Consider the following 22,391-nt stretch of genomic DNA (forward strand, 5'->3'; position numbering starts at 1 on the left):
CCCCTGGAAGCCCTCGACGAACATTCGGGCCCGCCCGGGGGGCATCGCCCCCGGCGCGAACCGTCCGGAGCCGCCGTTCAGGGTCCGGCCCGCTCCCGGCGGGTGGGGTCGGACTCCGCGCGGACCATGAGGTAGAGCTCGCGCAGCCGGTCGGCCGGAGCACCGAGGCCGTTGATCCGGAGCCGGGCCTGCTCGGTGCGCGCGTCCGGGTGGGAGGTGAAGGCCAGGTCGGCGGAGTGCCGCAGCATCCACTCGTGGTAGAGCACCAGCCGGAGCGCGTGCTCCCGCAGCCCGGCGACGTCGCCGTCGGCGGGCAGGTCACGGAGCCTGGTCGCGAGCCGGGACCAGCGCACGGCCTGCAGCCCGGTGGCCCGGGCCAGTGCGCCGGGCACCGGGCCCGGCTCACCGCAGCCGGCCACGACCAGGTCCGTCGGCACCTGCTCGGCGACCGCCTCGGCCAGGACCTCGGCCAGGCCGGTCAGCTGCGTGGTCCGGTCGGGGCGCGGCGGCGGGCGGCGGCGCCCGGGCCAGTGCACGACGCGGGCGAGGCGCGGCAGCAGGGCGCTGCCACGGAGGGTGGGGGCGGTCGGCATGGGCACCTCCCGGTCGGCGACCGGACAGGGGTGCTCGGGCCGCGGGGCCGCCCCGCTCGCGCGGTCTCGGCGGCGGCCTCCGTTCCGGCACACCCTGGCACTGGCTCTCCATTGTCCGCCCGCGGGCCGACGGGCGCCCCGGCACCGCCGGGGGCGCCTCGTGCCCGGCGGGCGCGGCGTGGGAAGTCGGCCTGTCCGACGTCCCACGCCGGGGCCCCGGCGCCGCACGAGCAGGCGCGCGAGCGAACGGGGCCGACACGTACCGTGCACCGACCGGAGCCGCCGGTAGTCACCGGGCCGGCCGGAATGCACTGGCGACCGGGGCGGGTCGGACGGTCGCACTCCCGCACACGTCCGGCAGGCCGCGCCGCGCCCGGATCCGCCGCGCCGGTCAGGAGTCGTCGCCGGGGCCGCCGCCCCGCCATCACCTACCCTGCCAGAACGGACATACCGTCAGGAAACGGAGATGTGATGGCTTCCATCCTCAACCCCTACATCGGGTTCAACGGCAACGCCCGCGAGGCCATGGAGTTCTACCGCGAGGTCTTCGGCGGCGAACTCACCGTCAACACCTACGGCGACTTCGGCCAGGCCGAGGCCGGGGGCGGAGCCGACCGGATCATGCACAGCATGCTCACCACGACCGCGGGCTTCACCCTCATGGGCGCCGACAGCCCGCAGGGGGACCAGGACGCCTCCGGCGGCCGCATCTCGGTGAGCGTGAGCGGCGAGGACGCGGGCGAGCTGCGCGGCTACTGGGAGAAGCTCTCCAGCGGCGGCACCGTCATGGTGCCGATGGAGAAGCAGATGTGGGGCGACATCTTCGGCATGTGCACCGACCGCTACGGCATCACCTGGCTGGTCGACATCGTCCAGCCGCAATCCTGAGCCGACCGCCGCGGCGGCGCCCCGGGGTCCGGCCGGCCACCGGTCCAGCCACCGGTCCGGCCACCGGGGCTCCGCACGAACGGATGTGACGACCGATCAGGATGTTACCGACGATACCTGGCCATCCTGGCGGGGACATGGCTACTCTGCTCCCGGCCGGTCCCGCACCGGCGCACCGGCTGTACCGCTGTCCACGGGTCACCAGAACCGGACCAGAGGAGTGTTCATGTCCAGCACTTCCCGCTCCGCCAGCCCCACCGGTACCACCGAAACCCCGCAAGCCCACAGGCTCGCCGTCCTCGCCGCCCTCGCCGCGGCGGTCGCCCTGGCCGCCGGCACCGCCGCCCCGGCCTACGCGGCCGACCCCGCGCCCACCGAGACCTCCGCGACCGCCGAGGCCTCCCCGACCGCCGAGCAGGCGGACCGGCACCTGCCGCCCATCCACCCCGAGCGCGACTTCGCCGGCTCCACCGTCGCCGCGCACGAAGGCAGAGGCAGCACCGCCGGGATCGCCGCCCTCGCCGTCACCCAGACCCCCGGACTGGACGTCGCCAGCTACCAGGGCAACGTCAACTGGTCGTCGGTGGCCACCAAGGGCGCCCGCTTCGCCTACGTCAAGGCCACCGAGGGGACCACCTACCGGAACCCCTACTTCGCCCAGCAGTACAACGGCTCCTACAACGCCGGACTGATCCGCGGGGCCTACCACTTCGCCCTCCCGGACCGCTCCTCCGGCTCCGCCCAGGCCAACTGGTTCGTCGACCACGGCGGCGGCTGGTCCCGCGACGGCAGGACGCTGCCGCCCGCCCTCGACATCGAGTACAACCCGTACGGCGCCACCTGCTACGGCCTCAGCCAGAGCGGCATGGTCGGCTGGATCCGCTCGTTCAGCGACACCGTCCGCTCCCGCACCGGCCGCTACCCCACCATCTACACGACCACCAACTGGTGGGCCACCTGCACCGGGAACTACGGCGGCTTCGGGTCCACCAACCCGCTCTGGATCGCCCGCTACTCCTCCTCCGTCGGCACGCTCCCCAACGGCTGGAGCTACCAGACCTTCTGGCAGTACGCGGACTCCGGCACCTTCCCCGGCGACCAGAACCTCTTCAACGGCGCCTACGACCGCCTCCAGGCCCTCGCCAACGGCTGATCCCGACCGAGCACGCCAGCGGCCCGGGCCGAGGAGAGTCGTTTCCTCGGCCCGGGCCGCGGCGCTACCCCCGGCGACCGCGGCGGCGGCCCGCCCGGCCCCGACCCCCGCGCCGAACGCGCCGACCCCGCACGACCGCGCCGACCGCGCCGACCGCGCCGACCGCGCCGACCGCGCCGAATGCGCCGAATGCGCACCGGACAGATCACCGCGAATTCCGACATCACCGATCATCATCCGATTGTCATATGCCCGCATGGCCAGGTATTGCGATCAATTCCGGTCTCCTCGATTGCGGATTCGACCCTGCGGCTAGAGTCCGAGCCCGAAGTCGAAAGCTACTCAATCCGGGCGATTGCGGGGAACATGCCAGAAGTCGAACGGCCGGCGGAACACTGCGACTCCCTGGTGTCCGTCACCTCCGAGATCCGGCGGCGGGCCCGGACCGGCGAGCTCTCCGGCTCCCTGCAGGTCGTCGGCGACCCCGGCGGCCGGTTCCACTTCCGGACCGGCGCCGTCGTCGAGGTCTCCTCACCGGGCGCCCCGGGCGTGGAGACCCTGCTGCTGCACTCCGGCCGGGTGAGCGAGTCCGAATGGTCGACCGCCCTGCGAGCCGGAGAGGCGAGCGACCGGGCCGGGGCCGAGCTGGTCGCCCGCGGGCTGGTCGGCCAGGCCGAGCTCCAACTGGTCTGCCTGATGGCGGCTTTGGACGCGGCGCTGGCCATCGGCATGGGACGGATCGACGGGTTCTCCTTCGATCCGGGCGCCCCCTTCCAGCACCTCGCGGCCCCCGAGGGCATCGACGCGGACTGGCTGCTCCAGGAGGCCGAACGACGGATCGGCGTGCTCGCCTCGCTCGCCGCACCCCACGCCCCCTTCCACAGCCGCCCCCTGCGGACGGTGACGGGCGCCGCGCTGCTGGAGGGGCCGGCGAACCCCGACCGGTCCTCGGTGAACGGCGACCGGCGCGAGATCCTGGTCCGCGTCAACGGGCGCCGCAGCGCCCGCGACATCGCCTTCCTCCTCGGGCGGAGCCTGTACGCCGTGACCGTCGAGATGGCGCGCATGCACGCGGAGGGCCTGGTCCAGACGGCCGGACCCCCCGGAACGCTCCGGCCGCTCGCAACGGCGGGCGGGAACGGCCGCCCCTTCGGCTCGCCGGGCACGGGCGCGCCGCCGCTGGCGGCCGGTCCGCGCTCCGACCGGCCGGCGCTTCCACTGCGGCAGCGCGGGGCCAGCCGGATCACCGAACTGTTCCCGCTCCGGTCGGTCTCCGACCGGCTCCCCTGAACGGCCCCGCCGCAGCCCCGTCGCAGCCCGTCCAATTCCCGGGTCCGGCCGGATTCGGCCCGCTGGGCCTCCTTCCGGGGGGCCCGCACCGAACGCTTGCGAAGCCCCCGGCGAGAGCCTGCTGCGGAAACCCGCGCAATCCCTCGCACGACTCCGCGGAAAACCCGCCGAACCGCTCGCGAATCCCCTCCTTCGCAAGAACCCACTCGCACGAACCCCTCGCGAGAAACCCACGTGAACGAACGAACAGATACGGAGCACCATGCCGATCAAAGGTGACGACCTGGCTGCCGAGATGCGGCTTCTGCGGGACCGGGTGGTCGGGGTCACCGACGTGGTCGTGGCGTCCGCCGACGGGTTGCTGATCACGGCCGAGACCGACGACGCCGCCGACCCCGAGGTGCTCGCCGCGCTCACCGCCGCCGCGGTCGGCATCGCCCGCCGGTCCGGCAGCGCGACCGGGAAGGGGCCGCTGCGCCACACGACGGCCAGATTCAGCGACGGCTACCTCTTCGCCCAGGCCATCGGCGAACTCGGACTGATCGCCGTACTCGGCGACGCGGGGATGGACATGAAGCGCCTCCACCTCGAAACCCAGGGTGCGGCGGAACGCATCGGCTCCGTCCTCGCCCCCACCGCACCCGCGGGCCCGGCCGACCCGCGGCGCGCGGCCGAATCGGCCGAGTCGGCCGAGTCGGCCGAGCCCAGGGAACCGGCCGCACCGGCCGGTTGACCGCCACGACCCGGCGACGACCCGCCCCCGGCCCAGCACGGCCCCACAACCAGCACGGCCCCACATCCAGTACGTGATCGACGACACCAGGAGACGAAGCACCCCCATGAACCTGCCGGAGACCCAACCCCACAGCATGTCCGAACGGGTGGTGCGCATCGTGAAGAGCCTCCGCTCCGAGGCCCCCGACTGCGTGGCAGCCGGCATCATCGACATGTCGACCGGCATGCTGCTGGCGGTGGAGACGGTCGACTCCCACCCGCCGGAGGTCCTCGACATGCTGGCCGCCGCCACGCTCGACCTCTTCCAGGGCCGCAACGTGGTGATGATCGAGGGCATCTTCAAGGAGCGCCGCGGCGTGGTGAGCGACCGGCACTACTTCCAGGAGATCCTGGTCAACAGCGACAACCTGACGCACCTGTTCCTGCGGATGGAGAGCGCGGACGAGGTCGTCGCCGTGGTCGTCTGCCGCAAGACCGTGAACGTCGGCATGCTCTTCGCCCAGGCCAGGAGGGTCCTTCGGGAGCACGGTCCGCTCTGAGCAACCGGGGCGTTCGCCCGGGACCGCTATCATGCGTGAACGTTCGACCGGCCGTCACCGAGCCGCCCCCTGGCGGACATGTACATGACAGCCTATCAGTTCACCGGAGGGGACCGGATGTTCGACGACAGAGGCAAGAGCGATGTGACGGACCTGCAGACCGACCGTCCGCATCCGGCCCGGATATACGACTACTGGCTCGGCGGGAAGGACAACTTCCCGCCGGACCGGGCCGCGGCCGAGCACGCCATCTCCATCGCGCCGGACATCCCGCAGGGCGCCCGCGAGAACCGCGCCTTCCTCCGCCGGGCCGTCCGGCTCTGCGCCGAAGCGGGCATCCGCCAGTTCATCGACATCGGCTCGGGCCTGCCCGCCCGGGGCAACGTCCACGAGGTCGCGCAGGAGGTCGCGCCGGACTCGCGGGTGGTCTACATCGACAACGACCCGATCGTGCTCACCCACGGCCGGGCGCTGCTCGCGGACAACCGGACCACCACCGTCCTCACCGGCGATCTCCGCGACCTCGACGAGCTGCTGGACCGCCCGGAGCTGCGCGACCTGATCGACCTCTCGCAGCCGGTCGCCGTGCTCCTGCTGGCCGTACTGCACTTCGTCGGGGACGAGCACGCCGACGCCGCCGTGCAGGCGATCCACAAGCGGGTCGCCCCCGGCAGCTACCTGCTGGTCTCGCACAGCAGCTCCGAAGGCGACCCCGAGCGGGCCGCCGAGGTCGCGAAGACCTGGGACAACACCGCCTCGAAGATCCACGACCGCGGCCGCGCCGACGTGGTGCGGTACTTCGACGACTGGGAGCTGCTGGAGCCCGGGGTCGACTTCGTCCCGCTCTGGCGCCCGGACGGCCCGACCGAGGGCTCCACCCGCTGGATGTACGCGGGCGTCGGCCGCAAGGCCTGACCGCCGGCCGGCCCACCTCCCGGCCCCGCTTCGGCGCACCACGCTCCACCACGGCCCGCCGCCGGCACGCCCGGCGGCGGGCCGCCGCGCGTCCGGCACGTCGACGCGCCGCGCCGCGCCGCCGCGACGGCGGCTCCGACCGGCGCCGATGCACGCGAATCCTGGCGGATTCCGTGTGGATCGGATACGCCGCGCATCGCCCCGGGGCTGCGCCAGTTACGCGGACGTGAAGTGTTTCCGCACCGCTCCGACAAGGGTTCCGCGCGAACCTGACAAGACTTCAGACTGCTGCCATGCGAATTGCTCTACGCGCGTTGAAGACCCGCGCCGCTTCCGTCGTCGCCGTCGGCCTGATCGCCCTGGCGCCGACCGCCGTGTTCGCGACCGAGGCCCACGCCACCGTCAGCGGCAGCGTGTGCCTGACCGACCTGCCGGACGAGGCCTGGGACACCCTGGACCTGATCGACGCCGGCGGCCCCTTCCCGTACTCGCAGGACGGCGTGGTCTTCCAGAACCGGGAGGGCGTGCTGCCCGCCAAGTCCTCCGGCTACTACCACGAGTACACCGTCATCACCCCCGGCAGCCCGACCCGCGGTGCCCGACGGATCGTCACCGGCCGCGTCTACCACGAGGACTACTACACCTCGAACCACTACTCCACCTTCTACAAGGTGAACTGGAGCTGCTGAGCTCCCCCCGACACACCCGCCCCCACACCCCCACGTCCACCCGCCGCCCCGCCCCGACCTCCCGGGGCGGGGCGGCCCCACCTCCGCACCCCGGCCGGACCCGCGCCCGCACCGCGCCCCACGCCCCGGTGCGGCGTCCGCCCACCACCCGAGCGGACGCACCGGACCGGCGCCGCCCGGAGTCCGTCGCTAGCGTGGGCGGGACGGCGGCGCGGGACGGTACGCGCCGCACGGCGACGACGGCAGCGACGGCGGCGGCAGCGACAACGGCGGCGGCGGCGCGGAGCAGCGGAAGGCCGGGCGGGTGCAGATGGTCAGTGGCGAGCTCGATCTCACCGGGCTGCGGCGCGTCTACGGACGCCCCGGCAGCCGGCTCTTCTACACGGCGGTCTGCCGCAACGCCCGGCACTGGGGCTGGACGGAGCCCGGCCAGTCGAAGTGGCGCTGCTGGCGGGCGCAGCGCCAGTTGGAGGGGGTGCTGGGGCGGAAGCTGTCGCTGCCGGCCGGCTCCCGGGTGCTGGACGCCGGCTGCGGTGCGGGCGTGGTGGCGCGGGAGATGGCGAAGCGGTTCGGCCTGCGGATCACCGGGGTCGACGTGCTGGACTTCCACGTCCGGGAGGCCCGCCGGCTGAGCGAACGGGCCGCGCTGGAGGACCGGACCACGTTCTCCTGGGGCGACTACCACGACCTGGAGTTCGCCGACGGCTCGTTCGACGGCGCGTACTCGATGGAGACGCTGGTGCACTCGTACGACCCGGCGCGGGCGCTGGCCGAGCTCCACCGGGTGCTGCGGCCGGGCGGCCGGCTGGTGCTCCTGGGCCCGATCGGTGCGCCGCGGGACGAGCTGGGCGCCGAGGGCCGCGCTGTGCTGGATCCGTACCTGGACGCGATGGTCTTCCCGGGGGCGAAGCAGTACGACACCCGGAGTCTGAACGACCTGCTGGCCGGGGCGGGCTTCCGGGTCGAGGAGGCGCTGGACGCGACCGCGCGGTACCGGCCGACCTCGGACGCGCTCTACGCCTACTTCCGGGTGCCGTACGCGCTGCTGCGACTGTTCGGCCCGGCGGAGCGGTGGCTGAACATGCGGTCGGTGGTGGAGATGTACAAGGTCCGGGACTACGTCTCCTGGTACGTGCACACCGCCGTCAAGCCGTAGACCTGCCTCCGTCGGCCCCGGCGCCCCGCCGGTCGCGTCAGAGGCGGGCGCCGAGCATCCGCAGCACCAGCTCGCCGTAGCGGCGGCCGAGCTCCTCCGGTGTCTCGCTGCTGCGGTCGGTGTACCAGCGGGAGACGTCGATGCCGAGCGAGGTGACCGCCCGGGCGGCGGTGCGGACCTCCTGGACGACGAAGAGGCCGCCGGTGACGCCCTCCTCGATGAGGGCGGTCACCTCGCGCTCGATGTCCAGGCGCAGCGCGGCGACCACCGCGTAGTCGTCCTCGGGCAGGGCGTGCAGTTCGTAGTTGACCACCCGGCCGACGGTGCGGCCGCGGGCGTGCCAGACGGTGAAGTCCTCGACCAGGCGACGCATCCGGGCGGCCGCGTCGCCGGCGCCGCCGGCCGCGGCCCGGACCAGGGCGAGGGTGGCCGCGTGCCCGGTCCGGCTGATCTCGGCGAGCAGGGCGGCCTTGGACGGGTAGTGGATGTAGAGCGCCGCGGGGCTCATGCCGGCCGCGGTGGCGATGTCCCGGGTGGTGGTCGCGTGGAAGCCGCGCTCGGCGAAGGACTCCACGGCGGCCTGGAGCAGCCGGTACGCCGCCTCGGGGCGGGCGTCGGCGCCGCCGGGCCGGGCGGGCCATAGGTCGGCGATGGGCGTGCTGGTCATGGCGCCATCCTCCCAGAAGGGTCGTGCGGACGGTCCGGCGGCGGGGTCGGGCGGGCTGTTGACAGGGTCCCGCACCGACAGCATGCTAAGCAAGCGCTTAGTCACGAGTACTGAGGCAGAACGTGAGACCCGCCGGCCGGTCCCTCCGGCCGGCTCCCCGGCCAGCCCCCGGCCAGCCCTTCGGCCGGACCGCGCGAAAGGACCCTCCGTGGTGCACTCCTTCAAGGGCCAAGTGGCCGTCGTCACCGGCTCCAGCCGGGGCATCGGCCTCGGGATCGCGCGGGAGCTGGTGGCCCGCGGCGCCCGGGTCTGCCTGACCGCCCGCAACGCCGAGCCGCTCGCCGAGGCCGTCCGCGACCTGGGCGGCCCCGAGGTCGCCATCGGCGTCGCGGGCAAGGCCGACGACCCGGCCCACCAGGACGACGCGGTCGCCCGCACGATGGAGGCCTTCGGCCGGCTCGACCACCTGGTCAACAACACCGGCATCAACCCGGTCTACGGCCCCGTGCTGGACACCGACGAGGCGGCCGCCGCCAAGATCCTCGCCGTCAACGTGCTCGCCCCGCTGGCCTGGACCCGCCGGGCGCACGCCGCCTGGATGGGCGAGCACGGCGGCTCGGTGGTCAACGTGGCCTCCATCGCGGGCATCCGGGCGTCCCTCGGGATCGGCCTGTACGGGGTGTCCAAGGCAGCCCTGATGCGGCTCACCACGGAGCTGGCCGCCGAGCTGGGCGGCCAGGGCATCCGGGTCAACGCCGTCGCGCCCGCGGTGGTGAAGACGAGGTTCGCCGAGGCGCTCTACGAGGGCCGCGAGGAGCAGGTGGCCGCCGCGTACCCGCTGGGCCGGCTCGGGGTGCCGGAGGACGTCGCGGGCGCGGTGGCCTTCCTGCTCTCCTCGGACGCCGCCTGGATCACCGGTCAGACCCTGGTGGTGGACGGCGGCGTGACCCTGGGCGGCGGGCTGTGACCGCCGCCGCGGAGCCCACCGGGCCCGCCGGGGACTTCGCCGGCCAGGGCGTGGTGGTGACCGGCGCCGGCCGGGGCATCGGGGCCGCGCTGGCCCGCGCCTTCGCCGCCGCCGGTGCCCGCGTGGTGGTCAACGACCTGGACGCCGCGGCCGCCGGTGCGGTGGCCGCCGAGTGCGGCGGCACGGCCGCCCCCGGCGACGCCGCCTCCGCCGAGGGCGTGGCCGCGCTGGTCGACCGGGCCCGGGCCGCGCTCGGCGAGATCGACGTCTGGTGCGCCAACGCCGGGGTCGCGCCGGTCGGCGGGGCCGACGCGTCGGCCGGTGCCTGGGCGGCCGCCTGGGAGGTCAACGTGCTCGCGCACGTCCGCGCCGCCGACCTGCTGCTCCCCCGCTGGCTGGAGCGCGGCGCCGGCCGGTTCGTCTCCACCGTGTCGGCCGCCGGGCTGCTCACCATGCTCGGCTCGGCCCCGTACGCGGTCTCCAAGCACGGCGCGCTCGCCTTCGCCGAATGGCTGGCCGCCACCTACCGCCACCGCGGCGTCCGGGTGCACGCGCTCTGCCCGCAGGGCGTGCGGACGGACATGCTCACCGCGGCCGGCGCGGTCGGCGAGGCGCTGCTGGCCCCGACCGCGATGGAGCCGGCGGACGTCGCCGCGGCCCTGCTCGACGCGCTGCGCGAGGACCGCTTCCTCGTCCTGCCGCACGCCGAGGTGGCCGAGTACTACGCCGTCCGCGCCACCGACCCGGACCGCTGGCTGGCCGGCGTCAACCGGCTCCAGCAGGGGCTGGAACGGAGCGCGGCGCTGTGAGGGCCTGGCAGGTGCACGAGTGGGGCGAGCCGCGCGCGGTGCTGCGGCTGGCCGAGGACGTTCCGGCGCCGGTGGCCGCGGCGGGGCAGCTGGTGGTCCGGGTGCGGGCCGCCGCCGTCAACTTCCCGGACGCGCTGATGGTGCGGGGCCATTACCAGGTGCGCCCGCCGCTGCCGTTCACCCCCGGCGTCGAGCTCTGCGGCGAGGTGGTGGACGGCCCCCGGGCGGGCGAGCGGGTGATCGGCAACCCGGTGCTGCCCGCCGGTGCCTTCGCCGAGTACGCGCTGCTGGACGCCGGGGCCGCGTTCCCGGCGCCCGGCGCCCTCGACGACGCCGAGGCGGCCGCGCTGCACATCGGCTACCAGACCGCCTGGTTCGCGCTGCACCGGCGGGCCGGGCTGCGGCCGGGTGAGACGCTGCTGGTGCACGCGGCGGCCGGCGGGGTCGGCAGTGCGGCGGTCCAGCTCGGCCGGGCCGCCGGTGCGCGGGTGATCGCCGTGGTCGGCGGCCCCGCCAAGGCCGCCGTCGCCAAGGAGCTCGGCGCCGACCTGGTGGTGGACCGGAGCGCCGAGGACTTCGTCGCCGCGGTCAAGGAGGCGACCGGCGGGCGGGGCGCCGACGTGGCCTTCGACCCGGTCGGCGGCGCCGCGTTCACCGGCTCGGCCAGGTGCGTCGCGTTCGAGGGCCGCATCGTGGTGGTCGGATTCGCGAGCGGGGAGATCCCGGCGCCGCCGCTCAACCACGCCCTGGTGAAGAACTACAGCCTGCTCGGGCTGCACTGGGGCCTGTACAACACCCACGACCCGCAGGCGGTCCGGGCCGCGCACGAGCAGCTCTCCGAGCTGGCCGCGGCCGGCGTGGTCCGCCCGCTGGTGAGCGCCCGCCTCCCGCTCACCGGGGCGGCGGACGCCGTCCAGCAGGTCGCGGACGGTCTCACCACCGGCCGGGTCGTGGTGCTGGGCAGCTGAGGCCTGCTCACCGGGCCCGCCGCGTGACGGCGGCGGGCCCGGTGAGCAGGCCCCGCGGGCTCGCGGGCTCCGCGGCCCCGCGGGTTCGCGCTAGCGGGTGAACTCCATCTCCGGGAAGCGCGGGGAGGGCCCGTCCAGCAGGTGGTCGTCGTGCCCGCGCAGCCACCGGTCGAAGAACGACGCGACGTACGCGCGGGTCGCCGCCACCGCGCGCTCCGGCCGGACGTCCCCGACGTCCGAGCGCAGCTGATCCCCCGACACGGCGCCCTGGCGGGCGAGTTGCGGCAGCAGCGACTGCGCGTCGGTGTACGAGCCGTGCCGGGAACCGGTGAGCGTGACGTCCGCCTTCCAGCCGCTGCTGTGCTGCCAGAGCGCGGCCCAGCCGGGCTGGTGGTGGTAGTCGCCGGAGTCCTCGCTCCCGGTGCCCATCAGCAGGAACGGCCGGTCCAGGCCGTCCTCGGCGACGCTGCCCAGGTTGACCCCGGTGCCGTCCGGCCCCGGGAAGTGCAGCTGGCCGTCCATGTTGACCCCGGCCGCGATCCGCGGGTCGTCGTGCATGGTCTGCACTGCGGTGAACCCGCCGGCCGAGTGGCCGACCATGCCGATCCGGCCCAGGTCGAGCGAGGCCCCGAGACCGGCCGGCAGCCGACCGTCGGTGCGCAGCGCGGCCAGCTCGTCCAGGACGAAGCGGGTGTCGTCGACCCGGGTCCGCATCACCTTGCGGAGCAGCGCGCCGATGTCCAGGTCGGGGCCGGCCATGCCGGGAAGGACGGAGTCGGCGCGGCTGCCGTCCGGGAAGACCACCTCGGACGCGTCGTAGGTGTGGTCGACGGTGACCACCACGTAGCCGCGGGAGGCGAGGTCCTCGACCAGGCCGGTGCCCCAGGTGCGCGGGTCGCCGAGCCCCGCCGAGTAGAGCACCACCGGGCGGGGGCCGCGGCCGGGCAGCGCGGGCGCGTCCTGGCGGGCCTGGGTGCGGATCTGCTGCCAGGCCGTCCGGCCGGGCTCGGTGCGGTAGTTGAAGACGGCGGCGCCGTCCGCGCCGCCGAAGTGCTCGGCCGCGCGCGGGTCCATGTAGCGGGCGCGGTCGTCGCCGGTGGCGGGGCGCGCGGTCGGGTACCAGAGGCTGATCATCAGCTCGCGGGCCCGCTCCGGCTTCCACGGGTCCTGCCGCCCGGCGTCGGTGAGGTGCAGGGTGGTGGTGCCGACCGGGTAGGGCCCGGTCGGCTCGGGCAGCCAGGCGCGGGCCTGCCGCTCCGTCCCGGCCGGGGCGGGTGCCGCTGCTGCGGCCGTCGCCGGTGCGGCGGCCGTGCCCAGCAGCGCCGTCGCCGCCAGCACCGCGGCGATCCCGGTCCGCGCCGCCCGGCTGCGGCCCCGGGCCGCGGACCGGCCGGGTGCCCGGGTGCGTGCCCGTGCCGGCGCCTGTCCCTCTGCCTGTGCCCGGTCGTGACCCCGGTACTGCTCCTGCCCCCGCTTGCGCATGCTCGCCCGTTCCCCGTTCGTCTCCGCCCGCCGCCGACCGGCCGGCCCGTACCGTGACAGTACGGGCCGCAGTGGTGCGTGGACGTCATACCTCGGAACCAAGCCTCCCGGTTCCACCCTGATATGACACCCGTTCGAGGGAGCCCCGCGCTCCGGGCGCTCCCCTAGGGGCCGCCGCGGAGCGACGCCGCCGCGGCGCGCGGGGCGGGCGGCCCGGGCGGGCCGGGCGGGCCGGCGCCCGCGCGCCGGGGTCAGCGGTGGCGCTTCAGCTCGCGCCTGGCGAGCGAGCGCTTGTGCACCTCGTCGGGCCCGTCGGCCAGGCGCAGCGTCCGGTTGCCGGCCCAGAGCTGGGCGAGCGGGGTGTCCTGCCCGACGCCGGCCGCGCCGTGGGCCTGGACGGCCTTGTCGAGGATCCACTCGACGGTGCTCGGGGTGGCGATCTTGATGGCCTGGATCTCGGTGTGCGCGCCGCGGTTGCCGACGGTGTCCATCAGCCAGGCGGTCTTGAGCACCAGCAGCCGCAGCTGCTCGATCCGGACGCGGGACTCGGCGATCCAGTCCTGCACCACGCCCTGGTCGGCGAGCGGCCGGCCGAAGGCCTCCCGGTCCAGCGTCCGCCGGCACATCAGCTCGACGGCCCGCTCGGCCATGCCGATCGCCCGCATGCAGTGGTGGATCCGGCCCGGGCCCAGCCGGGCCTGGGCGATCGCGAAGCCGGCGCCCTCCTCGCCGATCAGGTTCGCCGCCGGGACGCGGACGCCGTCGAAGTGGATCTCGGCGTGGCCACCGTGGTCGGAGTCGTCGTAGCCGAAGACCTTCATGCCGCGCCGCACGGTGACGCCGGGGGTGTCGCGCGGGACGAGCACCATGCTCTGCTGCCGGTGCGGGTCGGCGCCGGGGTCGGTCTTGCCCATCACGATGAGGATCCGGCACTGCGGGTTCATCGCGCCCGTGATGTACCACTTGCGGCCGGTGATCACGTAGTCGTCGCCGTCGCGCTCGATCCGGGTCTCGATGTTGGTGGCGTCGGAGGAGGCGACGTCCGGTTCGGTCATCGCGAAGGCGGAGCGGATCCCGGCGTCGAGGAGCGGCGTGAGCCACTGCCGCTTCTGCTCCGCGGAGCCGAACTGGGCGAGCAGCTCCATGTTGCCGGTGTCGGGCGCGGCGCAGTTGAGGGCGGGCGGCGCCAGCTGGGGGCTGCGGCCGGTGATCTCGGCGAGCGGCGCGTACTGGAGGTTGGTCAGCCCGGCGCCCGGCTCACCGGGCAGACCGTGCCGATCGGTCAGGAAGAGGTTCCACAGGCCCTGCTTGCGGGCCTCGGCCTGCAGTTCGGCGACGATCGGCGGCACGGCCCAGGCGGTGCGGGCCGGGTCGGCGAGCTGTGCCTCCAGGACGGGCTCGGCCGGGTACACGTGCGCGTCCATGAAGGCCAGCAGCTGCTCGCGCAGTTCGAGCGTGCGGGCGTCGTGGGCGAAGTCCATCGGGTCAGCGCTCCTTGAGGGTGGTCAGGCCGTGCTCGGCGAGGACGGGGGCGATCTCGCCGGCCCGTTCGAAGCCGGCGCCGAGGGTGCTGCCCTGCCGGAAGCGGTAGTGGATGCCTTCGGCGACGACGGCGAGCTTGAAGGAGGCGAAGGCGACGTACCAGTCGAGGTCGGCGGCTTCGCGGCCGGTGAGCCCCGCGTACCGGGCGACCAGCTCGCCGGCGGAGGGGAAGCCCGGGGCGGTGGCGGCGGAGGGGATGATGCCGCCGCCGACCCCGGCCAGCTCGGTGTACATCACCAGCAGGCCGACGTCGGTGAGCGGGTCCCCGAGGGTGGACATCTCCCAGTCCAGGACGGCGGCGACGGCGTCGTGTTCGTCGACGAGCACGTTGTCCAGCCGGTAGTCGCCGTGGACGAGGGCGGGCACGGGGGACTCCGGCAGCCGGGCGGCGAGCAGGCCGTGCAGCCGGTCGACGCCGGGCAGCTCGCGGCTGCGGGAGGCGGCGAGCTGGGTGGACCAGCGGCGCAGCTGCCGCTCCAGGTAGCCGTCCGGGCGGCCGAAGTCGGCGAGCCCGACGGCCGCCGGGTCGATCCGGTGCAGGGCGGCGAGGGTGTCGACCAGCCGCTCGCCGATCGCGTGGACGCGCGGGGCGCCGAGGCCGGCGAGGGGGGCGGCGTCCCGGTGGGCCGTCCCCGGGACGAAGTCCATCAGGTACCAGGGCGCGCCGAGCGTCTCCGTGCCCGGGTCGAGCAGGAGGGTGCCGGGGACGGGCACGCCGGTACCGCCGAGCGCGGTCATCACCCGGTGCTCGCGGCCCATGTCGTGGGCGGTGGCGAGCACGTGACCGAGCGGCGGGCGGCGCAGCACCCAGCGGCCGGTGCCGTCGGTGAGCACGTACGTGAGGTTGGAGCGGCCGCCCTCGATCAGCTCGGCGTCCAGCGGGCCCTGCACCGTGCCGGGCAGCTCGCGGTCCAGGTGGGCGCGGAGCCGGGCGAGGTCGAGGCCGGGCGGGTCGACGGGGTTCTCTGGCACGGATCGCTCTCCTCACTCGGCTGACTAAGCGCTTGCTTAGCATTCAGCGGTGGGCCGTGCCCTGTCAATGCCGCCGGACCGCCAGAATGTCCTCCATGAGGTTGATCCACACCCTGGCCGGTGTGCTGCTCCTGGTCCTGACCGTCGCCAGCATCCTGCGGACCCTCGTGGTCCCGCGCGGGCTCTACTCCGCCCTGGTGCACCGACTCTGGCGCACCCTGCGGGCGCTGCTGCGCCTGCTCACACAGCCGTTCGGCGGCTACCACACGCAGGACCGGGTACAGACCTGGCTCGCCCCGCTGGTCCTGCTCGGCATGCTCGGGGTCTGGCTGGGCAGCATGCTGATCGCCTACACCCTGCTGCTGCACGGCACCTCGCAGCTGGACTGGGCGGTCTCCTTCCGCGAGGCCGGATCCAGCCTCTTCACCCTCGGCTTCGCCAGCGGCGACCGCCTCCACCTCTCCGTCATCGACTTCATGGCGGCGGCCAGCGGCCCGCTGGTGATCGCGCTGCAGATCTCCTACCTGCCCACCCTGTACGGCGCCTACAACCGCCGCGAGGTCGAGGTGACGCTCCTCCAGTCCCGCGCCGGCGAGCCCGCCTGGGGCCCGGAGCTGCTGGCCCGCCAGTCGCTGGTCGACACCGAGACGGCGCTGCCCCAGCTCTACCGCGACTGGGAGCGGCTTGCCGCGGACATCGGTGAGAGCCACTCCAACTACCCCGTGCTGCTCTCCTTCCGCTCCCCGCAGCCGAACCGCAGCTGGGTGGTCGGCCTGGTCTCCGTGATGGACGCCGCCGCCATCCACCTGGCCGTCAACCCGCGCTCGGCGCCGCCCGAGGCCCGCCTGGTGCTGCGCGCCGGGTTCACCGCGCTGCGCGACATCGCCCGCTCGCTGCGCGTCGACTTCGACCCGGACCCGTCGCCCGACACCCCGATCCGGCTCAGCTACACCGAGTTCGACGCCGCCGTCGCCATGATCACCGCGGCCGGCTTCCCCCGCGAGCGCGCCACCGCCGACGCCTGGCCGCACTTCCACGGCTGGCGCGTGAACTACGAGGCTCTGGCCTACGAGCTGGCCCGCCGCAGCGACGCCGTCCCCGCCCTCTGGACCGGGCCGCGCGACTTCCACGCCCCTCCGATCCCCCCGGCCCGCCCCGCGGACCGTCGCCCCGGCCCCCCGGGCCCGGCCTGACCCGGCGTCGGCCGGGCCCGGCCCGCGGCGGGGCCGGGGCCCGGAGCCGGCAGCCCGGCGCTTGCGTCGCCGCGGCCGGTCAGGGCTTCGGTCAGGGCTTCGGTCAGGGCCGGCCGCCGGCCCGGAAGACGCCGTCGCGGGCGAGCCCGACCAGGGCCGGGGTACCCATCTCGTCGAACCAGGCCGGGGGCCGCGCGGCGGTGAAGGCCGCGGCCATCGCCTCGAACCAGGCCGCGAACGACGGGAAGTCTGGCACGGCGTCGGCCTGCTCCTCCCACGCGCCGTCCGCGAGGTAGCGTGCCCGCGGCTCGTCCTGATGGTGGTAGTAGACCGGGTACTCGCCGTCCTCGCCGGGCTGCGCGACGTCGAAGCACCACACCGCCTCGTAGCCGGCTTCGGCGAACCCGACCAGGTGGTTGGTCGACAGGTACCGCCCCGGCTCGCGGCCGACCCCCTCGGGCAGGTGCACCAGCTCGGCGTTCAGGTCGACGAGCTCCTCTTCGTCCACGAGAACGAACTCCCGCTCAAGATCGTCCTCCTCCCGGCGGCAGCACAGCCGGTTGTGCTCCGCCAGCAGCGCCCCGTAGCTCGGCGGAACCGACCAGTCGACGGCACCGAAGTGCGGCTCCAGGAGGGTTTCCCGCGCCCGCACCGCATCGCGCGAGGCGGGGCCGGACGCGTCGAGGTCGAGCAGTCCCGCCGAGGCGGCCCGGCGCAGGTCCAGCAGGGCGTCGCGAGGTACGGCCATCGTCCGGCTCCCGATGTCGTGGGGTGCTTGGCCGCGCCAGCTTAGAGCCTGCGGGCGGCGCGCGCCGGGGCTTCGCGCACCCCCACCGGCGCGGCTGCGCGACGCCGGCCCGCGCCCGGCGTGCCGGACGAGATCATGCGCGCGTCCGCCCGACCGTCCGGGCGCCGCCGCACCCGGACTCTCCGCTCGCGCCGGACCCGGCACCGGGGCCGGCGGGGCCGGCGGGCGGCGTCAGAGGGTGACCGCGGTGCCCGTGGTGAGGGAGTGCTCGGCGGCGGCCAGGATCTCGACCACGCGGAGACCGAAGACGGCGTCGCAGGCGTGCGGGACGCCGGTGCGGACGGAGTCGGCCAGGGCGTCGAGGGCGCGGTGGAGGGCGGCGACCGGGCCCTCGCCGCGCTCGGGGAGGTGGACGACGCCGGCCTCGCCGCGCAGTTCCAGGCCGGTGCCGCCGCCGGCCAGCGGGGCGGTCAGGCTGAGCGCGAGGGTGCTGGACGCGCCGCCGGTGTGCCGCAGGACCAGGTGGACGGTGTCGAGCGGGCCGGCCACGGCGGTGACCTGCGCCGCGTCGCCGAGCACCGGCAGCAGGACGGAGAGCGCGTGCGGGCCGACGTCCCAGAGCGCGCCCTTCTCCCGGCGCCAGGCCGAGGCGGCGTACGGGCTGGTGCTGTCGGGGGCGAAGACCGAGCCGAGCCAGTCGGAGCGGCCGGTGAACCAGCCGCCGACCGCGGCCTGCTTCTCGATCCACGGGATCTGCTCGCCGCCGAAGCGGACCGTGAAGAAGACCACCGAGGCGAGACCGCCGGCGCCGGTCGCCCGGACCACGCGGCGGGCGTCCGGGACGGTCAGCGCGACCGGCTTGTCCAGCAGCAGGTGGCAGCCGGCCTCGGCGGCGCGCACCGCGAGGTCCGCCTGGACGGTCGGCGGGAGGGCGATGGAGACGGCGTCCACCTCGGCGAGCAGCCGGTCGAGGTCGGCGTGGCCGGGCACGCCGTGCGCCGCGCCGAGCGCGGCGGCCGCCTCGGGCCGGCGGCCCCAGACGCCCGCGAACTCGTAGGCGGGGTGCTCCGCGAGGACGGGCGCGTGCACCCGCTCCGCCCAGGGGCCGGTGCCCAGCAGTCCGATCCGCATGGTGTCCTTCGCTCTCTCGTTCGTGTGCCGGTCCGCCGGTCCCGTTCGCGGCGCTCCGGCCGGTTCCGGAACGCGGTGCGGCCTTCCTGCGCGGCCTTGCCGTGCTGTTCGGCTCCGCGAGCTCCGCGGCGCGGCTCAGCTCCACGGCTCAGCTCCGCGGTCCGGATCAGCTCCGCACGCGGGCCAGGGTGAAGCCGTCGTAGCCCTTGGTGCCCACCGTCTGCACCGAGGTCGCGGAGACCCTCGGCTCGGCGGCGATCAGGTCGTGCAGGCGCCGGGTGGCGGTGACCGCCGGGTCGGTGCTCGCGGCGTCGGCCACGGCGCCGGCGCGGACCACGTTGTCCACGACGATCAGCGAACCGGGGCGGGTCAGCTCCAGCGCCCGGGCGAAGTACTCCGGGTTGCTCTGCTTGTCCGCGTCGATGAAGACCAGGTCGAACGGCTCGACGCCGTCCGCCACCAGCCGGGCCAGCGTGTCCGCGGCCGGGCCGATCCGGACCTCGGCGACCCCGTCCAGCCCGGCCCGGGCCAGGTTGCCCCGGGCGACCTCCGCGTGGCGGGGGTCGATCTCCAGCGTGATCAGCCGGCCGTCGGCGGGCAGCGCCCGGGCCAGCCAGATCGCGCTGTAGCCGCCGAGCGTGCCGACCTCCAGGATCCGGCGGGCGCCCTGGGTGAGGGCCAGCAGGTGGAGCAGCTTGCCCTGGTTGGGCGCCACGGCGATGTGCGGCAGCCCGGCCCGGTCGGCAGCGGCCGCCGCGGCCTCCAGCTCCGGATCGTGGCCGATCAGCCGATCGGTGAAGTACGCGTCCACCGCGTCCCACGTCTGCTGCGTCATCGGGCCCTCCACCTGCTGCTTTACATGCCACCGCCGGGGTAGCCCGATGCTACCCCGGCGGTGTGGCCGCTCCGCTGGAGCGACAAGCCCGACGATGTGCGGCGCTGCGGCGCTGCCGCATCCGTCCGCTGCGGAGGGTCAGTCCACGGCGGGTGCGGCGGCCGTCGGCTCGGCGGCGGCGGAGGAGGTCGCGGCGGCCGCGTTCTCGGCCTCGCGCTGCTTCGCGGACTTGGCGGCCTTGCGCTTCATGATCCAGGCCGAGAGCGTGCCGATCAGCACGGCGAGCAGCAGGCCCACCCAGGAGAAGCGCGACAGCCACTGCTCGGCCACCTTGCCCACCTGGTACACCAGCAGCGTGGTCCCGCCGGCCCAGACCACGCCGCCGAGCACGTTGGCGATCAGGAACTTCCAGTACGGCATCTTCAGCGCACCGGCGAGCGGGCCGGCGAAGATGCGCAGCAGGGCGATGAAGCGGCCGAAGAAGACGGCCCACATGCCCCACTTCTGGAACGAGCGCTCGGCGCTGGCCAGGTGGTCCGGCCCGAAGTGCTTGGGGAACTTCCGTCCGAGCTTCTCGAACAGCTGCTTGCCGCCCTTGCGACCGATCGAGTAGCCGATCGAGTCACCGATGATCGCGCCCGCGATCGCGCAGCCCGCGACCCAGACCGGGCTCACCACGCCCTTGGCGGACAGCAGGGCCGCCGACACCAGCGCGATCTCGCCGGGCAGCGGGATGCCCAGGGACTCCAGCCCGATGATCAGCGCGACCAGGGCGTACACCGCATTCGGCGGCACGCTCTCGATCCAGGCGTCGATGTGCAAGGCCAGCTACCTCCGTGGCAGGACGAGCCGCGGCGGCGGTACGCGTGCGGTGCGTGGCCGGCGGTCTCGACGTCGATCATGGCGGCACAGGCCGCTCCCCGAAAGTGCAGCCTAACGTGCCGAGGCGGCCTGTCCCCCCGGCCGATCACCCCCGATTACGACGTACGACGCCTGCGGGTGGTTCCGCGGACCGCCCGGAACCGGTCGGCGACGGACGGTCGGGCCGGCGCGCGCGACGGTGCCGGTCGGCCGTCAGGTGATGCTGGTGTCGCCGAGGGCCTCCAGGACGCGACGCAGGGTCGCGCCGGACTCCTCGACCAGGTCGCGGTCGACGTCGTCGAGCAGCTTCGCGTAGTTCGCCAGATGATCGGCGAAGGCGGCCCGGGTGACCTCGTGCCCGCGCTCGGTGAGCCGGATCTTGACGGTGCGCCGGTCCTCCCCGTCCCGCACGCGTTCGACCAGGCCCTTGGCCTCCATCTTGTCGACGCGGTTGGTGATGGTGCCGGAGGAGACCATGGACGCCTTGAGGAACGTCCCGGCCGTGAGGGCGTAGGGCGGCCCGGAGCGCTGCAGCGTGGCGAGGAGGTCGAACTCGCCGACGTCCAGGCCGTGCGCGGCCGCGGTGGCCTTGACCGACCGCTCGACCACCAGCGCGAGGCGCTGGACGCGCCCGAAGAGCTCGACCGGCCAGAGACCCTCCACGGCGTCGGGGCGCTCCTTGGCCCACTGCCCGATGATCGCGTCCACGGCGTCGCTCATCGCCGTCACTCCTCTCGATCCCGACTCTCTCAAGGAGAACTCTATCAGTATCGATTCTCTTAGTTTCGAGATACTTGACTCTAAGAGAGCCAGCTGGTGTTATCTCAGTGTTGAGATTGACGGTCCTGAACGAGGGGGGCATCCGATGTCCGCGTTGACGCTGCGCGCCCACAGCCAGAACGACACCCATAACGACACCCACGGCGACACCCGCACCGCCCCACCACAGCCGGCCGGCGCGGGGCCCGCTCCACGCCGCCCGGTGCCGGTCGCGTGGCTGGCCCTGCTGGCCACCCCGGTCGCCGCCAGCGCCAACAGCCCGGTCCTGATCCTTCCCGAGATGGCCGGCTCGCTCGGCGTCCGAACGGCCACCGCGACCTGGCTCGTCACCGTCTTCGCCTGGGCCATGGCCGTCGGCACACCGCTGATGGCGAGCCTGCTGCGACGCCGCGGCCTGGGCAGCACGCTCCGGCTCGGCACCGCCCTGATCGTGGCCGGCACCGCGGTCGTCGCCGCGGCGCCCTGGCTGCCGCTCGCGATGACCGGGCGGGCGGCCCAGGCCGTGGGTGCCGCCGGCCTGATCACCGCGGCGATGAGCCTGGCGGGCTCGGTCCGCCGGATGGGCGTGATCACGGCGGGCTTCGGGACGCTGGGCGCGGTCGGACCGCTGCTCGGTTCGGCCGTCGCCGGGGCGGCCTCCTGGCGGCTGTCCCTCGCGGTGGGGGCCGTGGCCCTGATCGCGGTGCCGGCGGTCATGCGCCGCGCCGACCTCTCCGCACCCCCGCAGACCACCCGCTTCGACGGCCGGGGCGCCGCGCTGCTCGTCCTGCTGGCCACCGCCCTGGTGCTCGTCCCGCGCTACCCGCTCCCGGCGGTCGCCGCCGCACTGGCAGCGGCAGCGCTGCTGGTCCTCCACGTCCGGTCCAACCCCACGGGCTTCGTCCCGCTGTCGCTGCTGCGCACCCGGACGTTCGTCCTGTCCGCCCTGCTCGCCTGCACCGTCTCGACCTCGTACTTCACGCTGCTCTTCACCGTCCCGCAGCTGTTGCACCGGCGGACCGACTGGTCCACCTCCACCATCGGCACCGGCCAGCTGGTCGCCCTCCTCGTCGGTTCGGCGCTCGCCATGGCGCTGGCCGCCGCCTCGGCCCGGATGGGCCGCCGACGGGTCCTGACGATCGTGCTCACGGTCGGCGCACTGGCCCCGCTCACCGCCGCGCTGACCCCCTGGGCTCCGCTGCTCCTGCCGGTCGCGACCCTGGCCGTCCTCGCGACGAGTGCGGGCCAGGCGACGCTCGCGGTGTCCGCCACCCAGGCCACGCCGGCCGCCCAGCGGCCCACGGCGATCGGTCTCTTCAACCTCTGCTACCAGCTGGGCGGCGCCTTCGGCCCGGCGATCGCCGCCCTCATCACGCTGGGCGGCTGACCGGCCGGCCCAGCGCGGACCGCACCCGGGGGGCCTCCGGGACCGGTCCGTCGTCGGGCGCCGGTCCCAGGCCCTGACAGGACCTAGAAGTCTGATGAAGATGTTGGGTTCT

General features: G+C 74.7%; 23 protein-coding genes. 13 read left to right on the plus strand and 10 right to left on the minus strand.

The window, feature by feature from the left end:
- Window positions 1–77: 77 nt before the first annotated feature.
- The gene (locus RMN57_RS05190) at window positions 78–593 is read right to left on the minus strand and encodes a hypothetical protein (RefSeq protein WP_313762181.1); all 516 of its coding nucleotides are present in this window, start codon (window positions 591–593) and stop codon (window positions 78–80) included.
- Window positions 594–1,064: 471 nt separating this feature from the next.
- On the opposite strand from RMN57_RS05190, the gene RMN57_RS05195 reads away from it, so the two are divergent.
- From RMN57_RS05195 to RMN57_RS05230, 8 genes are all read left to right on the plus strand, one after another.
- On the plus strand, window positions 1,065–1,481 hold the full coding sequence (locus RMN57_RS05195; RefSeq protein WP_313762182.1) for a VOC family protein: 417 nt from the start codon (window positions 1,065–1,067) through the stop codon (window positions 1,479–1,481).
- A 226-nt stretch (window positions 1,482–1,707) separates the two neighbouring features.
- Window positions 1,708–2,634: a lysozyme gene (locus tag RMN57_RS05200; protein ID WP_313762183.1), complete on the plus strand. Its 927-nt coding sequence runs from the start codon at window positions 1,708–1,710 to the stop codon at window positions 2,632–2,634.
- Between the two features lie 366 nt (window positions 2,635–3,000).
- Complete coding sequence (locus tag RMN57_RS05205; protein ID WP_313762184.1) at window positions 3,001–3,924, plus strand: MarR family transcriptional regulator; 924 nt, start codon at window positions 3,001–3,003, stop codon at window positions 3,922–3,924.
- A 262-nt stretch (window positions 3,925–4,186) separates the two neighbouring features.
- Complete coding sequence (locus RMN57_RS05210) at window positions 4,187–4,657, plus strand: roadblock/LC7 domain-containing protein (RefSeq protein WP_313762185.1); 471 nt, start codon at window positions 4,187–4,189, stop codon at window positions 4,655–4,657.
- 136 nt (window positions 4,658–4,793) lie between these two features.
- The gene (locus RMN57_RS05215) at window positions 4,794–5,198 is read left to right on the plus strand and encodes a hypothetical protein (protein ID WP_380236880.1); all 405 of its coding nucleotides are present in this window, start codon (window positions 4,794–4,796) and stop codon (window positions 5,196–5,198) included.
- Between the two features lie 84 nt (window positions 5,199–5,282).
- Complete coding sequence (locus tag RMN57_RS05220) at window positions 5,283–6,113, plus strand: SAM-dependent methyltransferase (RefSeq protein ID WP_313762187.1); 831 nt, start codon at window positions 5,283–5,285, stop codon at window positions 6,111–6,113.
- Window positions 6,114–6,406: 293 nt separating this feature from the next.
- The gene (locus tag RMN57_RS05225; RefSeq protein WP_313762188.1) at window positions 6,407–6,802 is read left to right on the plus strand and encodes a ribonuclease; all 396 of its coding nucleotides are present in this window, start codon (window positions 6,407–6,409) and stop codon (window positions 6,800–6,802) included.
- 310 nt (window positions 6,803–7,112) lie between these two features.
- The gene (locus RMN57_RS05230; RefSeq protein WP_313767714.1) at window positions 7,113–7,958 is read left to right on the plus strand and encodes a methyltransferase domain-containing protein; all 846 of its coding nucleotides are present in this window, start codon (window positions 7,113–7,115) and stop codon (window positions 7,956–7,958) included.
- A 37-nt stretch (window positions 7,959–7,995) separates the two neighbouring features.
- On the opposite strand, the gene RMN57_RS05235 is transcribed toward RMN57_RS05230, so the two are convergent.
- A complete protein-coding gene (locus RMN57_RS05235) occupies window positions 7,996–8,625 on the minus strand; it encodes a TetR/AcrR family transcriptional regulator (RefSeq protein WP_313762189.1) in 630 nt (209 codons plus the stop codon).
- Between the two features lie 208 nt (window positions 8,626–8,833).
- On the opposite strand from RMN57_RS05235, the gene RMN57_RS05240 reads away from it, so the two are divergent.
- From RMN57_RS05240 to RMN57_RS05250, 3 genes are read left to right on the plus strand one after another with little or no spacing between them, the layout of a single operon-like run.
- Window positions 8,834–9,592: an SDR family oxidoreductase gene (locus RMN57_RS05240; protein WP_313762190.1), complete on the plus strand. Its 759-nt coding sequence runs from the start codon at window positions 8,834–8,836 to the stop codon at window positions 9,590–9,592.
- The gene (locus RMN57_RS05245; protein ID WP_313762191.1) at window positions 9,589–10,401 is read left to right on the plus strand and encodes an SDR family oxidoreductase; all 813 of its coding nucleotides are present in this window, start codon (window positions 9,589–9,591) and stop codon (window positions 10,399–10,401) included. The genes RMN57_RS05240 and RMN57_RS05245 overlap by 4 nt, the downstream gene beginning before the upstream one ends.
- Window positions 10,398–11,369, plus strand: a complete 972-nt coding sequence (locus RMN57_RS05250) for an NADPH:quinone oxidoreductase family protein (protein WP_313762192.1) — start codon at window positions 10,398–10,400, stop codon at window positions 11,367–11,369. Before RMN57_RS05245 ends, RMN57_RS05250 begins: the two co-directional genes overlap by 4 nt.
- Before the next feature lie 90 nt (window positions 11,370–11,459).
- Here the strand turns inward: RMN57_RS05250 and RMN57_RS05255 are convergent, their stop codons facing one another.
- The 3 genes from RMN57_RS05255 to RMN57_RS05265 all read right to left on the minus strand — a co-directional run bounded on the left by RMN57_RS05255 (window position 11,460) and on the right by RMN57_RS05265 (window position 15,365).
- On the minus strand, window positions 11,460–12,851 hold the full coding sequence (locus RMN57_RS05255; protein WP_313762193.1) for an esterase: 1,392 nt from the start codon (window positions 12,849–12,851) through the stop codon (window positions 11,460–11,462).
- 251 nt (window positions 12,852–13,102) lie between these two features.
- On the minus strand, window positions 13,103–14,332 hold the full coding sequence (locus RMN57_RS05260) for an acyl-CoA dehydrogenase family protein (RefSeq protein WP_313762194.1): 1,230 nt from the start codon (window positions 14,330–14,332) through the stop codon (window positions 13,103–13,105).
- Between the two features lie 4 nt (window positions 14,333–14,336).
- Entirely contained in the window at window positions 14,337–15,365 is a 1,029-nt protein-coding gene (locus RMN57_RS05265; RefSeq protein ID WP_313762195.1) for a phosphotransferase family protein, read from the minus strand.
- Between the two features lie 95 nt (window positions 15,366–15,460).
- On the opposite strand from RMN57_RS05265, the gene RMN57_RS05270 reads away from it, so the two are divergent.
- Window positions 15,461–16,558: a hypothetical protein gene (locus RMN57_RS05270; protein ID WP_313762196.1), complete on the plus strand. Its 1,098-nt coding sequence runs from the start codon at window positions 15,461–15,463 to the stop codon at window positions 16,556–16,558.
- Between the two features lie 103 nt (window positions 16,559–16,661).
- Here the strand turns inward: RMN57_RS05270 and RMN57_RS05275 are convergent, their stop codons facing one another.
- The 5 genes from RMN57_RS05275 to RMN57_RS05295 all read right to left on the minus strand — a co-directional run bounded on the left by RMN57_RS05275 (window position 16,662) and on the right by RMN57_RS05295 (window position 20,853).
- On the minus strand, window positions 16,662–17,306 hold the full coding sequence (locus RMN57_RS05275; protein ID WP_313762197.1) for a hypothetical protein: 645 nt from the start codon (window positions 17,304–17,306) through the stop codon (window positions 16,662–16,664).
- A gap of 231 nt (window positions 17,307–17,537) precedes the next feature.
- Window positions 17,538–18,437: a Gfo/Idh/MocA family oxidoreductase gene (locus tag RMN57_RS05280; RefSeq protein ID WP_313762198.1), complete on the minus strand. Its 900-nt coding sequence runs from the start codon at window positions 18,435–18,437 to the stop codon at window positions 17,538–17,540.
- Between the two features lie 166 nt (window positions 18,438–18,603).
- Window positions 18,604–19,272 carry an O-methyltransferase gene (locus tag RMN57_RS05285; RefSeq protein ID WP_313762199.1) on the minus strand — a complete coding sequence of 223 codons (669 nt, stop codon included), beginning with the start codon at window positions 19,270–19,272 and terminating at the stop codon, window positions 18,604–18,606.
- A 138-nt stretch (window positions 19,273–19,410) separates the two neighbouring features.
- Entirely contained in the window at window positions 19,411–20,094 is a 684-nt protein-coding gene (locus RMN57_RS05290) for a DedA family protein (protein ID WP_313762200.1), read from the minus strand.
- Between the two features lie 252 nt (window positions 20,095–20,346).
- The gene (locus tag RMN57_RS05295; RefSeq protein ID WP_313762201.1) at window positions 20,347–20,853 is read right to left on the minus strand and encodes a MarR family transcriptional regulator; all 507 of its coding nucleotides are present in this window, start codon (window positions 20,851–20,853) and stop codon (window positions 20,347–20,349) included.
- Between the two features lie 145 nt (window positions 20,854–20,998).
- Here RMN57_RS05295 and RMN57_RS05300 point away from each other — a divergent pair, with 145 nt between their 5' ends.
- A complete protein-coding gene (locus RMN57_RS05300) occupies window positions 20,999–22,279 on the plus strand; it encodes an MFS transporter (RefSeq protein WP_313762202.1) in 1,281 nt (426 codons plus the stop codon).
- Window positions 22,280–22,391: the final 112 nt, after the last annotated feature.

The organism is Kitasatospora sp. CM 4170, assembly GCF_032110285.1.
Classification (GTDB): domain Bacteria; phylum Actinomycetota; class Actinomycetes; order Streptomycetales; family Streptomycetaceae; genus Kitasatospora; species Kitasatospora aburaviensis.

Excerpts from the sequence above, each read along its gene's own strand:
- RMN57_RS05195 (WP_313762182.1), top strand. The coding sequence starts at position 1,065 with ATGGCTTCCATCCTCAACCCCTACATCGGGTTCAACGGCAACGCCCGC.
- RMN57_RS05235 (WP_313762189.1), bottom strand. The coding sequence starts at position 8,625 with ATGACCAGCACGCCCATCGCCGACCTATGGCCCGCCCGGCCCGGCGGC.
- RMN57_RS05190 (WP_313762181.1), bottom strand. The coding sequence starts at position 593 with ATGCCGACCGCCCCCACCCTCCGTGGCAGCGCCCTGCTGCCGCGCCTC.
- RMN57_RS05255 (WP_313762193.1), bottom strand. The coding sequence starts at position 12,851 with ATGCGCAAGCGGGGGCAGGAGCAGTACCGGGGTCACGACCGGGCACAG.
- RMN57_RS05270 (WP_313762196.1), top strand. The coding sequence starts at position 15,461 with ATGAGGTTGATCCACACCCTGGCCGGTGTGCTGCTCCTGGTCCTGACC.
- RMN57_RS05225 (WP_313762188.1), top strand. The coding sequence starts at position 6,407 with ATGCGAATTGCTCTACGCGCGTTGAAGACCCGCGCCGCTTCCGTCGTC.
- RMN57_RS05285 (WP_313762199.1), bottom strand. The coding sequence starts at position 19,272 with ATGACGCAGCAGACGTGGGACGCGGTGGACGCGTACTTCACCGATCGG.
- RMN57_RS05200 (WP_313762183.1), top strand. The coding sequence starts at position 1,708 with ATGTCCAGCACTTCCCGCTCCGCCAGCCCCACCGGTACCACCGAAACC.
- RMN57_RS05220 (WP_313762187.1), top strand. The coding sequence starts at position 5,283 with ATGACAGCCTATCAGTTCACCGGAGGGGACCGGATGTTCGACGACAGA.
- RMN57_RS05205 (WP_313762184.1), top strand. The coding sequence starts at position 3,001 with ATGCCAGAAGTCGAACGGCCGGCGGAACACTGCGACTCCCTGGTGTCC.
- RMN57_RS05295 (WP_313762201.1), bottom strand. The coding sequence starts at position 20,853 with ATGAGCGACGCCGTGGACGCGATCATCGGGCAGTGGGCCAAGGAGCGC.
- RMN57_RS05230 (WP_313767714.1), top strand. The coding sequence starts at position 7,113 with ATGGTCAGTGGCGAGCTCGATCTCACCGGGCTGCGGCGCGTCTACGGA.
- RMN57_RS05215 (WP_380236880.1), top strand. The coding sequence starts at position 4,794 with ATGTCCGAACGGGTGGTGCGCATCGTGAAGAGCCTCCGCTCCGAGGCC.
- RMN57_RS05280 (WP_313762198.1), bottom strand. The coding sequence starts at position 18,437 with ATGCGGATCGGACTGCTGGGCACCGGCCCCTGGGCGGAGCGGGTGCAC.
- RMN57_RS05275 (WP_313762197.1), bottom strand. The coding sequence starts at position 17,306 with ATGGCCGTACCTCGCGACGCCCTGCTGGACCTGCGCCGGGCCGCCTCG.
- RMN57_RS05300 (WP_313762202.1), top strand. The coding sequence starts at position 20,999 with ATGTCCGCGTTGACGCTGCGCGCCCACAGCCAGAACGACACCCATAAC.
- RMN57_RS05210 (WP_313762185.1), top strand. The coding sequence starts at position 4,187 with ATGCCGATCAAAGGTGACGACCTGGCTGCCGAGATGCGGCTTCTGCGG.
- RMN57_RS05260 (WP_313762194.1), bottom strand. The coding sequence starts at position 14,332 with ATGGACTTCGCCCACGACGCCCGCACGCTCGAACTGCGCGAGCAGCTG.